We start from the raw sequence: 12444 nt of genomic DNA, 5'->3' as shown, positions 1-12444 counted from the left end.
AACTCATTGATAGTAAGACACAAAAAAACCAGCCATATTCGGCTGGTTTTTGAGATTTACTTTCAGTTACGCCTACTTTTTAAGCATTACCTTTCACTTGCATATTTAGCTGCTCAGCAAAGTCCAGCATACGATTTAACGGAATGAGCGATTTAACACGCAATTCTTCATCAACAAAGATCTCGTGTTCTTCACCGCCTTCACTAAGCGCTTTCTCTATCGCTTTCAAACCGTTCATTGCCATCCAAGGGCAGTGTGCGCAGCTACGGCATGTTGCGCCAGCACCTGCGGTTGGCGCTTCGATAAGTTCTTTCTCTGGCACAAGTTGCTGCATTTTAAAGAAAATGCCTTTGTCTGTCGCAACGATCATTTGTTTATGAGGAAGCGCTTTCGCTGCTTTGATCAACTGACTCGTCGAGCCAACGGCATCGGCAAGTTCTACGACACTTGCTGGTGATTCAGGGTGAACCAAAATAGCCGCATCTGGATACACGCTCTTCATTTTGCGTAGTGCATCAGCAGAAAACTCATCATGAACCACACACTCACCTTGCCATAGCAGCATGTCTGCGCCAGTTTTATTAGCGATGTACGACCCTAGGTGACGGTCTGGTCCCCAGATGATTGGCTTGTCTTCAGCGTCTAAGTGTTCCACGATTTCAAGCGCAATGCTTGATGTAACGACCCAATCGGCACGAGCTTTAACTGCGGCAGACGTATTTGCATAAACCACAACCGTGTGATCAGGGTGAGCATCACAGAACTCACTGAACTTATCCGCTGGACAGCCAAGATCGAGCGAACATTCCGCTTCCAACGTTGGCATTAGAATTCGCTTTTCTGGTGTTAAGATTTTGGCCGACTCGCCCATAAAGCGAACACCGCCAATGATCAGTGTGCTTGCAGGATGACGATTACCAAACTTCGCCATTTCCAACGAGTCACCAACAAAACCACCCGTTTCTTCCGCTAGGGCTTGAATCTCAGGATCGGTATAATAGTGTGCGATAAGTACCGCATCCTTTTCTTTTAGCAGCTTTTTAATGCGCTCAATGTAAGACGCTTTTTCTTCTTCGCTTAATGGAACTGGCTTCGGTGGGAATGGGTAAACAGTGTCGATTTTATCTAATATATGGCTCATTGCTCTTGCTCTACGCAACTTCCTTTAATCCGAATATTGTAACCTCGTTAATTTTCAAAAACCAACTTGTCGCGGGGATTTCTAGCTATCTAGCCGTATATCTTTGTTACAGGTAGCATTTCTGATTGAAAGGATCCGTTGCAAGATGGGGATAAAAGGCTCGATGCCATTCCTCTCGATTTATTCGATCACCACCGATAAAGAAACGGAAAAGAAAAAGGAAGCCGAAGCTTCCTTTTTAAAACATAACGTCTTACAGCTTAGAGCTGGCAAGTTTTGCAGATGCACTACCTGGGTATTCATCAACCACTTGTTGGTAGTACTTTTTCGCTTGAGCTGCATTGTTATTACGCTCAGCGATTTCACCTAACTTGAGCAAAGCATCGGCTCGCTTATTGGAGTCTTTATATGACACCACCGCAGCAAAGCTCTTTACAGCATCTTTGTCCTGCTTCTTAGCGAAGTACAATTGGCCTAGCCAATAGTGAGAATTCGCTGAGTATGTGGAGTCAGGATAATCTTTCTGGAACTGCTGGAACGCTGCAATTGCGCCAGTGTAGTCACGTTTCTTGAGAATGAGGTCGACTGCATTTTGGTATGCCGTTTGCTCATCAACATTTGGCGTATACTGACCACCTGTTTTAGCCGGTTTCGCTTCTTGCGCAGGCGCGGATTTGATTTCTCCACGCACACGATCTAGCTCGACAAACAACTCTCGTTGACGTTGCAACATTTGCTTCATTTCGTAGCTATTTCGCTCTAATTGACCACGTAATTCACTGATCTCTTGTGACATTTGGTCAATTTGCTGTTGCATTTGGAGCTGAACGCGATTGCGGTTTTGTAGCAAGCGCTCTAGACGCTCTACTTCCGTTTCAGATGAACGGCTCTTAGAGACGGATGATGTGCTGTTGAGATCGGATACTGGAGCTGGTGCAGCGAACGCAAAGTTCGCTGCACTTGCCAGTAACGTAAGCGCAACAGCGCGCTTAGTGTTACTGAACATGAGGATTACCTCGAATTAGTATACTAGAACCGCGCGACGGTTCTTAGCGTAAACTTCATCTGATTGGCCTAGAAGAAGTGGCTTCTCTTCACCGTAGCTAACGATTGAGATTTGGTCAGCTTGAACACCTAGTGCTTGTAGGTAGTTCGCTACTGCTTGTGCACGACGCTCACCTAGAGCGATGTTGTACTCAGGAGTACCACGCTCATCAGCGTGACCTTCGATAGTTACGTTAAGTGCTGGGTTCTTGCTTAGGTAAGAAGCGTGAGCTGCAAGCATCTCTTCGTAATCTGCTGCAATTGTTGAGTTATCAAAAGCAAAGTAGATTGTTTGAGTTTCGCGTAGCGCTTGCTCTTTTAGCTCTTGCTCTGTTAGCTGACCGCTTTGATCAATTGGCGTAGCTACTGTTGTTTCAACTGCGCCATTGTTGTTTGTTGCTGCACCAGTGTTAGAAGCAGCGTCGTCGCTTGAACTACACGCTGTAACAGCCATTACAGGAAGCGCGATTAGTAGCCCTTTTAGAACCTTGTTCAGTTGCATCTTATTTTCCTTTATTAATCAAACTTATTACTACAAAAACGGTGACCATGCAGGCGCTCTAACACGCCCATTTGTTGCCGGTAATCTAGCTTTGAATCGACCATCAATTGACACCATCGATAGTACGTTTTTCTTGTTGTAAATCGAGCTATACACAACCATGCCACCGTTTGGGGCAATACTAGGAGACTCATCAAGCAAGGTCTTAGTTAAGACTTGAAGAGCACCAGTTTCCAAATCTTGTTTCGCCAAGTTAAATCCTGCGTTGCTGCGGTTCACCATTACTAGGAATCGCCCATCAGGAGTAATCTGGCCACCCAAATTTTGGCTGCCTTGCCAAGTCAAACGGTCAATAGAACCGCTGCCCAAATTTACTTGATAAATCTGTGGTTTACCACCCCTATCCGATGTGAAAATCAACGATTTTCCATCCGGATGCCAGAACGGTTCCGTATTATTTGATCTGCCACGCGTAATTTGCGTCAGCTTACGAGTGTTAAGGTCAAATGTATAAACATGAAGCGAGCCTGTCTTAGAGAGAACAATCGCTAACTTGTTGCCATCAGGCGAAAATCTTGGCGCACCATTATGACGTGGGTATGAAGTAATCTTCTCACGCTCACCGGTGTAGATGTTCATGATGAAGATTTCTGCTTGACCATTTTGGAAGCTAACATACGCAAGCTTTTTACCATCTGGCGACCATGCTGGTGACATTAATGGTTGCTTAGAACGTAAAACCAAGCGCTCGTTGTAACCATCGTAATCAGCCACACGAAGTTGGTAAGGGAAACGGTCTTTATCATTCACCACCACGTATGCAATACGGGTCATGAAGGCGCCACGGTCACCCGTTAACTGCTCATACACCAAATCAGAGATGCGGTGAGCGTACTCTCGCATGCGAGGGCCTTGAACGGTCGCGACCTTATTGAACAGCACATGATCTTTTGACAGTACTAATTCGCCATCGCTACCAAGCGCTTTACTTTTCCCGCCCGTTAGCTGGCCACGCACAATATCAACAAGTTGGTAGTTGATAACGTAATCACCTTGAGCATTTTGTTTGATTGAGCCAGTCAGCAGAGCATCTACACCTAAATTAGTCCAGGCATCAAAATTGACTTCTGATTCACTGAACGGAGTTTGTGGCATCTTGCTCGTTGGAACGGGGCTGAACTTACCACTGCGTTGCAAATCCGAGGCAATAACAGCAGAAATATCCGTTGGAAGCGCTTGAGTGCCCTCCCACTTAAACGGAACAACAGCAATTGGTCGTGCTGAATCAATACCATCGGTAATGACCAACTCTAATGCGGCATTCGCCACATTTGTCATACTGCTAAACAGTACAAACATTCCTAGTAAAAGGCGTCTAATCACGTCTTATTCCTTTTAGTCCAAAGCAACAGTTATGTTGATGTCTTTTAGTCTTTCGTTTACCGCAGCTTCTGAAGATTTAGGGAACGTCCCTACCTGAGCTATCGCTCGCTTCGCCGCTGCACATACTCGAGTATCGCCACTCAAAACGGTAACACCAGAGACCATCATATCAGTTCCTGTCGGAATCAATTTGATGTTTACCCTACACTCCTTTCCCAGCAAGTAGTCATCCTTAATCAACTTTTGCTGAATATTTTGAGTATAGATGGATGACATTCGAGAAAGTTCGTCGTCAATAAATTGATTTCGAGCAGCACTATTTTTACTAACCTCATCCTCAAGGCCTGCAAAAATATCATCTAGCGCGGCTTCTTGCGCTTTACGCTCGCGCTCTGCACGTTCCGCGGCTTCTCTCGCTTTGCGCTCTCGCTCTGCCGCCTCTTTTGCCGCTTTCTCTTTTGCGATGCGCTCTTGTTCAGCTTTTTCAGCGGCTTCACGCTCACGACGTGCTTTTTCTTCCGCTTCTTTTGCCGCCTTTTCACGAGCTAGACGTTCTTGCTCAGCTTTTGCTATAGCCGCTTCTTTCGCTAAACGCTCCTGCTCAGCTTTACGCACAGCTTCTTCTTTTGCCTTACGCTCTTTCTCTAGCTTAGCAGCTCGCTCTTTTTCTTTGCGAACACGTTCTTCTTCCTGCTTGCGCTCTTGTTCTTTTTTCTTACGTGCAGCTTCTGCTTCTCGTGCCGCTTGAGCATCTTTCGCTTGCTGTTCTTTCAACTTGCGAATTTGCTCTTCTTCAGCTTTACGGTTTTTTTCTAGCTGCTCTGCTTCGCGTCTCAATTTATCAAGACGCTCTTGTTCTTTTTTTGCTGCCTTTTCACGTTGCTGGCGAATTTCTTTCGCTTGTTGCTGCACAAGTTTTGGATCGATGACAACAGCTTGAACCATTTGCCCTGTAGGCTCTGGTTTAGACATGTTGAAGTCCGTCCCCCAAAGCAGGGCTGCAACGAGAATTGCATGCAAACCAACCGATATTGCTATCGGTTTGGCGTATTGGTTGGGTTTCTTCTTGTGATCTTTCATAGATAATTGATGTCTATTCCCTGATATCGGTCATTAGACCTACCTTAGGGATACCAGCTCGACTTAGTTCATCCAGTAATAGGACAACATCGGCATATGGTGTTGCCGCGTCGCCACCTACCGCAACTGGTGAATCTGGCTTAACCTCTCGCTCCGCTTTCACTCGCACAATAACATCTTGCAACGACAAACCTCGCTGAACTTCTTCATCGTTTACGCTTAGGCCTAAATTACCCTCGCTATCAATTTCGATGATGATAAAACTACTGTCAGTTTCGCCAGCAAGGTCTTGCATAGATTCAGCGGTCGATGTTTTCGGAAGATCAACATCGACGCCTTGAGTCACAAATGGAGCGGTCGCCATAAAAATGATCAACAGTACGAGCATTACGTCGATATACGGAACAACGTTGATCTCCGCTGTCATTTTTCGCTTTTTAGGTTGATAACCCGCCATGCTTTATTCCTTATCCGCGCTGTCTCGGCCAGCCATCGCTTGACGATGAAGGATGCTGTGGAATTCTTCAGAAAATGTTGCGTAAGTGTGCTCTAGTTTGCTCACTTTATTGCTTAGGCGGTTGTAGGCCATTACAGCCGGGATAGCCGCAAATAGACCCATCGCTGTCGCGATCAATGCCTCGGCGATACCCGGTGCAACCATAGACAGCGTAGCTTGTTTTACTTCACCCAACGCAATAAAAGCGTGCATGATGCCCCAAACGGTACCAAATAGGCCGATGTAAGGACTGATAGAACCGACTGTCGCTAAGAACGGTAAGCTTGTTTCTAGTTCATCAACTTCACGAGAGACAGCAACGCGCATTGCGCGGCCAGTGCCTTCCATGATGTACGCTGGTGAGTTTGCGTTGCTCTTACGTAGACGAGCAAACTCCGTGAAACCTGCGTAAAAAATTTCTTCTGTGCCTTCAATTTCGTCTTTACGCGCTTTTACTTTTTGGTAAAGCTGAGAAAGATCAGTACCCGACCAGAATTTGTCTTCAAACTGCTCTGCATTCTTTGACGCTTGAGAAAGCACTTTGCTGCGCTTGATGATCATTGCCCATGACACAATTGACATGCCAAGCAACGTCAGCATCACAAGCTTTACCAACAGACTGGCCTGAAGAAAGAGATCTAAAATGGAAATATCAGCAGTCACTATTTGTTAGCTCCGAATTTATAAAGGTTGGAATAGCTATTGGTTTCATTTTCTTATTATCGATACATGCTACCTTAACAGAGGCCTTGCACAATATCTTGCCTTGATCATTGACCAACTCTTGACAGAATTGCAGGGAAGCACGTTTTATTTCTGACACTCGGGTCAATACTGTCAAATGCTCGTCCAGCCTTGCCCCTTGGTTGAAATCAATATCCATGTGTCGGACAACAAAGCCGATATTTTGTTCCAGTAACACATGTTGAGAAATGCCTTTAGCACGTAACATTTCTGTCCGCGCGCGCTCAAAGAATTTTAGATAATTAGAATGATATACAACGCCGCCCGCATCGGTGTCTTCATAGTACACGGTGATCGGCCAGCGAAAGAGATTTGATGTGCCTTGCAAGGGAGTCCCAATATATTCAATTCTTTAAAGTAATTACTATAACTGAAGCGACAGCAATTGGTACCGAGCTAAGGGAATATTTTTGAAATTTGTAGAAAAAATAAAAGCTAGGCGAAATACCTAGCTTTTATTCGATGATTTAGTAACCGACTTTATTACAGCGTATTTCAGCCTAAAAGAAATAAATTGCAGTTAAATAAATTAAGATAGCTAACGAAAAGTAGGGACTAAACAAAGCTTGCCAGTACCAGTTTCTCGGTTTGAAGCCCACACCGTAAACCATGCTTGAGCATACAGACCAAATCAGTGCTGGTGCGATGATTGAGTTAAAACCACCAATTGCTTGATGGTAAGCTTCAGGATCCCACATCACCAATCCTACATGCATAAAGCCAAGGATGAGAGATAAGACTCTTAACAGAGTCTTATCCATCGGAGCGTGAAGTTGCGCTACCTTATCAGCGAGATTACTCACTGTCTTTGTCCATCATTTCTGAGTGCTCTAACCAAAGAGCGTTGATGATACCGAATGCACAAGCAAGTAGTACACCTAGAATCCATGCGAAATACCACATAGTAAATGCTCCTTAGTAAAGTGAGTTTTTGTTGTCTTCAATGTACTGATCATCAAGGCGACCAAACATCTTGTAGTAAGTCCAAGACGTGTAACCAAGGATGATTGGTACCATAACAAACGCAACGCCTGTCATTAGATTCAGAGTCAGTTCAGATGACGTTGCATCCCACATTGTTAAGCTGTGGCTTGGCATTAAGTCTGAAGGCATGATGAATGGGAACATCGCAAAACCTGCAGTAAAGATAACGCCAGCAACACCCAAGCTTGAAGTAATGAACGAAATCGCACATTTTTCAAGACGAGATGCCAATACGGCAAGAAGCGGCATTGCGACACCTAGTACAGGAGCAGCCCATAGTAGTGGGTAGTTTTCAAAATTCTTCATCCACGCACCAGCTTCACGGATTACCTCTTTGTTTAGAGGGTTAGAAGCTGCATTAGTGTCGATACCGCCAACAATGACGTAACCATCAATATTTTGGATCCAGAAACCAGCAGCTACAAACGCTGCAACCGTCAGTAAACCAGCCAACTGAGCAACGTTGCGAGCACGCACATGCACTTCGCCCGTTGTTTTCATTTGTAGCCAAGTCGAACCTTGCATCAAAATCATGAACAAACTAACTAAGCCACACAGCAGTGCAAATGGGTTTAGAAGACCAAAGAATGAGCCATGGTATGTTGGCATCAAGAACTCACTCAATTGGAATGGTACACCCTGTAGTAGGTTGCCAAACGCTACACCAAAGATGACTGGTGGAACAAAACCACTGATTGAGATACAGATATCCCAGGTATTACGCCACTTTGGATCTTCGATTTTAGAGCGGTAGTCTAGGCCCAGAGGACGAAGCCACAGTGCTGCTAGTGTCAAAATCATCGCTAAGTAGAAGCCTGAAAATGACGTTGCATAAACCAAAGGCCAAGCTGCAAACAATGCACCACCAGCAGTGATAAGCCAAACTTGGTTACCATCCCAGTGAGGGGCTATTGAGTTAATCATGACGCGACGTTGCGTGTCGTTTTTACCGATAATAGGTACAAGCGCGCCTACACCCATATCGAAACCGTCTGTTACTGCAAAACCAACTAGTAGAACACCGATTAGTACCCACCAGATGAGTCGCAAGATTTCGTAATCAAACATCTTGTTATCTCCTTACCTTACGCTTCTACTTGGCGACTAACTTTGTCTTCAACAGAGTCAGCATTTTGCTCGAAGTGGTAGCGACCCGTTTTCAGGCTACTTGGGCCTTTACGAGCGAATTTCAACATTAGGTAAACTTCTGCAACCAGGAATACCGTGTATAGCGCCAGAATTGCGAATAGTGAAGTCCAGATTTCGCCAGCAGTTAGTGCAGAAGCTGCAACGTGCACTGGTAAAATTTCACCAACAGCCCATGGCTGACGACCGTACTCAGCGACGAACCAACCCGCTTCAATCGCAATCCACGGTAGTGGGATGCTGAATAGTGCAGCTTTAAGAATCCATTGTTTCTGTTCGATCTTCTGACGACACGTTTGAATAAATGCCGCACCGAAAACGAATAGCATGATGAAACCACAAGCAACCATGATACGGAATGACCAGAATAGCGGCCATACTGTTGGGATTGAGTCATCCGCAGCAGCTTGGATTTGCTCTTCTGTCGCATCAACAACATTGTCTGTGTAGCGTTTTAGAAGTAGACCGTAACCTAAGTCACCCTTCACTTCATCAAACGCAGTCATGTTTTCTTCTGACTTGTCACCTGCGCGAAGCTTCTCTAGAAGTTCATACGCGTACATACCGTCACGAATACGATCGACGTGCTCATCACGTAGGTCACGAAGACCTGTTACTTGCTCATCAAAAGAACGTGTCGCGATGATACCCATTACGTAAGGGATCTTGATTGCGTAATCTGTGTGCATGGTTTCTTGGTTAGGAACACCAAACAACGTAAACGCTGCTGGAGCTGGTTCTGTGTGCCACTCTGCTTCAATTGCAGCAAGCTTCACTTTTTGAACTTCACCAAGCTCGTAGCCAGATTCGTCACCAAGAACGATGGTAGATAAGATAGCTGCAATACCGAAAGATGCAGCGATAGCAAATGAACGACGAGCAAACGCAATGTCACGACCTTTTAATAGGTAGTATGAACTGATGCCTAGAATAAACATTGCGCCACAAGTGTAACCAGAAGCAACCGTATGCACGAACTTAACCTGAGCAACTGGGTTTAGTACAACTTCAGAGAAGCTTACCATTTCCATTCGCATGGTTTCGAAGTTAAAGTCCGCGCCTACTGGGTTTTGCATCCAGCCGTTTGCGATAAGAATCCAAAGTGCAGAGAAGTTAGAGCCCAGCGCCACAAGCCAAGTAACCGCTAAGTGTTGACGTTTAGATAGACGATCCCACCCGAAGAAGAATAGACCAACAAAAGTTGACTCCAGGAAGAATGCGACAAGGGCTTCGATCGCTAGCGGCGCACCGAAGATGTCACCTACATAGTGGGAGTAGTAAGACCAGTTCGTACCAAACTGGAATTCCATGGTAAGGCCTGTCGCCACACCAAGTGCAAAGTTAATACCGAATAGCTTACCCCAGAACTTGGTCATGTCCTTGTAGATTTGCTTGTTCGTCATTACGTACATCGATTCCATAATGGCCAGAAGGAAGGCCATACCAAGGGTCAATGGTACGAATAGGAAGTGATACATCGCTGTCAGTGCAAACTGCAACCGCGATAGATCAACTACGTCAATCATGGTAACTCCTATGTGTCGGCTGAATGACACTCTCTACATATTGCAATCCATATTCAAGTGTTATTTACACTTGAAAAATGTTGAATTATCACAACTCATTGTTGCAAAAATGTGCTTCATTGGTTAGTTAATTGTTAAGCATCAGCTAATATAGCTAGGGCTAATATTACTTGTAAAAACAGATTGTTTCAAAAGGTTTATAGCCGGAATGCGCTTTGATATACATCAATGTTTATGCGCGGAATTTGCACAAAAATCCATCACATTGATCCAGATCAACCAGTATTAGATACGGATGTTAAGAGAGAGTAATCAGGAGAGAAATTAACCAGTTGTGAGCAAACATAGAGTTAACAATCAATGCTTTTTACTTACTAAACTGGTATGAGAAGAAATTCAAAAAATGTGAGTTTGGTCAACTTTAATGAAGAGCTGGGCCGCAAAGGCCCAGCGAGGGAATCTTATTTTTCAATTCCGAAATGCAAATACGCACGATCTGTCGCGATTCTTCCACGTGGAGTGCGTTGTAAATAACCTTGCTGAATAAGATAAGGCTCAAGAACGTCTTCGATAGTATCCTTTTCTTCACCAATCGCTGCCGCCATGTTATCGAGTCCGACCGGACCACCACCAAATTTCTCCATAATTGCGAGTAGCAGTTTGCGGTCCATATAATCGAAACCTTCGGCGTCCACATCAAGCATATTCAGCGCTTTGTCGGCAACCTCTGCACAAATGTGACCATTTCCTTTCACTTCCGCATAATCGCGAACACGACGTAGTAGACGGTTAGCAATACGTGGTGTGCCACGTGCACGTCTTGCCACTTCCAATGCACCTTCAGGTTCCATTGACAAACCTAAACAATCCGCGCTGCGCTGCACAATATCTTGGAGGTCTTTTATCTTATAAAACTCAAGGCGCTGAGTAATACCAAAGCGATCGCGCAATGGTGACGTTAAAGAGCCCGCTCGGGTCGTCGCACCAATTAACGTAAATGGTGGTAAATCGATCTTAATAGAACGAGCGGCCGGACCTTCACCGATCATAATATCCAGTTGATAATCTTCCATCGCCGGATACAGAACCTCTTCAACCATCGGGCTCAAGCGGTGAATCTCATCGATGAACAACACATCGTTTTCTTCTAGGTTAGTTAACAGCGCGGCCAAATCCCCTGCTTTCTCAAGTACAGGGCCCGAAGTGGTGCGAATGTTCACTTCCATTTCATTGGCAACGATATTCGCAAGTGTGGTTTTACCCAAACCTGGAGGACCAAAAATCAAAAGGTGATCAAGAGCTTCACTACGTAACTGAGCAGCTTTAATGAAGATCTCCATTTGGTCACGGACATGATCCTGACCTTGGTAATCCGCTAATTTTTTTGGCCGAATAGCACGGTCAATGACATCTTCATCACGAAAGGCAGGGTTTTCTGGCGCGATTAAACGATCGGCTTCAATCATCTTTTTACCTTGAAAAATGGTTACCTGAGAGAATAATGCCGCTCGTTTAACAGCAAGTGGCATATTTTTTCTATATCTCGTCATCCTGTACAGCGACGAAGGAGCGTGATACAGGATCTTCTATCCGAGCGGTTTATGGTCAAATTGTTTCATTAACCGCTCAGCGTGCTGCTATTAGATTCCCAGTCTCGCTAGGCTCGCTGGAATGACACAAAAAATATCGTTAAGCGATTGGCATTAACCTTAGAGAATGAGTTATCTTGAACAAATGCTCACTGTGAAACCAGCGTTACACCATTGATTTTAGAGCTTCACGGATCATTTGCTCACTGCTCATGTCCGGTTTAGCGATCTGAGACACCACTTTCGACGCTTGAGTCGGCTTGTAACCCAAAGCTAGAAGCGCGCTAATTGCCTCTTCTTCCGCGTTGTTGGATGTCGCACCAGAATCCGCAGGAGCAGCATCCGTAAATGGTGTAAATAGATCGCCAGCGCCCCACCCTTTCAAGCGGTCTTTCATTTCAACAACCAATCGCTCTGCGGTTTTCTTGCCAACGCCTGGAAGCTTAACCAGCGTAGAAACGTCTTCATGTTCCACACAAGTAACAAATTGCGTTGCTGTCATACCAGAGAGAATACCAAGACCGAGTTTAGGACCAACGCCATTGGCTTTGATCACTTCACGGAAAAGTGCGCGTTCTTTTACTGTGTTGAAACCGTATAGCAATTGTGCATCTTCACGGACGACAAAGTGAGTATAAATAATGGCTTCTTCGCCAACATTTGGCAGCTCGTAAAAACAGCTCATTGGCATCTGGACTTCATAACCGATGCCATTAACTTCAATTAATACTTCAGGTGGTTGTTTTTCAATCAGTGTGCCACGAAGACGTCCAATCACTATAAATACTCTTTGGAAATGAATTTGCGAC

General features: G+C 45.0%; 14 protein-coding genes. All 14 read right to left on the bottom strand.

Annotation, left to right across the window (positions count from 1 at the left end):
* Positions 1-79: 79 nt before the first annotated feature.
* The 14 genes from nadA to ruvA all read right to left on the bottom strand — a co-directional run bounded on the left by nadA (position 80) and on the right by ruvA (position 12413).
* On the bottom strand, positions 80-1141 hold the full coding sequence (gene nadA / locus B7360_RS11920; protein WP_005390762.1) for a quinolinate synthase NadA: 1062 nt from the start codon (positions 1139-1141) through the stop codon (positions 80-82).
* A 253-nt stretch (positions 1142-1394) separates the two neighbouring features.
* Positions 1395-2147: a tol-pal system protein YbgF gene (gene ybgF / locus B7360_RS11915; protein ID WP_006742904.1), complete on the bottom strand. Its 753-nt coding sequence runs from the start codon at positions 2145-2147 to the stop codon at positions 1395-1397.
* A gap of 15 nt (positions 2148-2162) precedes the next feature.
* On the bottom strand, positions 2163-2687 hold the full coding sequence (gene pal, locus B7360_RS11910) for a peptidoglycan-associated lipoprotein Pal (protein ID WP_005378293.1): 525 nt from the start codon (positions 2685-2687) through the stop codon (positions 2163-2165).
* Positions 2688-2717: 30 nt separating this feature from the next.
* Entirely contained in the window at positions 2718-4070 is a 1353-nt protein-coding gene (tolB, locus tag B7360_RS11905; RefSeq protein ID WP_005390758.1) for a Tol-Pal system beta propeller repeat protein TolB, read from the bottom strand.
* Between the two features lie 12 nt (positions 4071-4082).
* A complete protein-coding gene (gene tolA, locus B7360_RS11900) occupies positions 4083-5150 on the bottom strand; it encodes a cell envelope integrity protein TolA (protein WP_053807177.1) in 1068 nt (355 codons plus the stop codon).
* 13 nt (positions 5151-5163) lie between these two features.
* Positions 5164-5607, bottom strand: a complete 444-nt coding sequence (locus B7360_RS11895) for an ExbD/TolR family protein (RefSeq protein ID WP_005378298.1) — start codon at positions 5605-5607, stop codon at positions 5164-5166.
* Positions 5608-5610: 3 nt separating this feature from the next.
* The gene (tolQ, locus tag B7360_RS11890) at positions 5611-6309 is read right to left on the bottom strand and encodes a protein TolQ (RefSeq protein WP_005378301.1); all 699 of its coding nucleotides are present in this window, start codon (positions 6307-6309) and stop codon (positions 5611-5613) included.
* The gene (gene ybgC / locus B7360_RS11885) at positions 6299-6718 is read right to left on the bottom strand and encodes a tol-pal system-associated acyl-CoA thioesterase (RefSeq protein WP_012841975.1); all 420 of its coding nucleotides are present in this window, start codon (positions 6716-6718) and stop codon (positions 6299-6301) included. Before ybgC ends, tolQ begins: the two co-directional genes overlap by 11 nt.
* A 172-nt stretch (positions 6719-6890) precedes the next feature.
* A complete protein-coding gene (ybgE, locus tag B7360_RS11880) occupies positions 6891-7193 on the bottom strand; it encodes a cyd operon protein YbgE (RefSeq protein ID WP_074191085.1) in 303 nt (100 codons plus the stop codon).
* Positions 7186-7293: a cytochrome bd-I oxidase subunit CydX gene (cydX, locus tag B7360_RS11875; RefSeq protein ID WP_000270284.1), complete on the bottom strand. Its 108-nt coding sequence runs from the start codon at positions 7291-7293 to the stop codon at positions 7186-7188. The genes ybgE and cydX overlap by 8 nt, the downstream gene beginning before the upstream one ends.
* A gap of 12 nt (positions 7294-7305) precedes the next feature.
* Positions 7306-8442, bottom strand: coding sequence for a cytochrome d ubiquinol oxidase subunit II (gene cydB / locus B7360_RS11870; protein ID WP_074191084.1), 1137 nt, complete (start codon positions 8440-8442; stop codon positions 7306-7308).
* Between the two features lie 17 nt (positions 8443-8459).
* Positions 8460-10046 (bottom strand): cytochrome ubiquinol oxidase subunit I, encoded by a 1587-nt coding sequence (cydA, locus tag B7360_RS11865; RefSeq protein WP_012841977.1) that lies wholly within the window; start codon positions 10044-10046, stop codon positions 8460-8462.
* A gap of 461 nt (positions 10047-10507) precedes the next feature.
* A complete protein-coding gene (gene ruvB, locus B7360_RS11860) occupies positions 10508-11512 on the bottom strand; it encodes a Holliday junction branch migration DNA helicase RuvB (protein WP_031780162.1) in 1005 nt (334 codons plus the stop codon).
* A gap of 289 nt (positions 11513-11801) precedes the next feature.
* Positions 11802-12413, bottom strand: coding sequence for a Holliday junction branch migration protein RuvA (gene ruvA, locus B7360_RS11855; protein ID WP_012841979.1), 612 nt, complete (start codon positions 12411-12413; stop codon positions 11802-11804).
* Positions 12414-12444: the final 31 nt, after the last annotated feature.

The organism is Vibrio sp. ArtGut-C1 (assembly GCF_002105475.1).
In the GTDB taxonomy this organism is placed as follows: Bacteria; Pseudomonadota; Gammaproteobacteria; order Enterobacterales; family Vibrionaceae; genus Vibrio; species Vibrio diabolicus.
The sequence above is the reverse complement of the archived record's forward strand: the minus strand, read 5'-3'. Positions and strand labels throughout refer to the sequence as shown.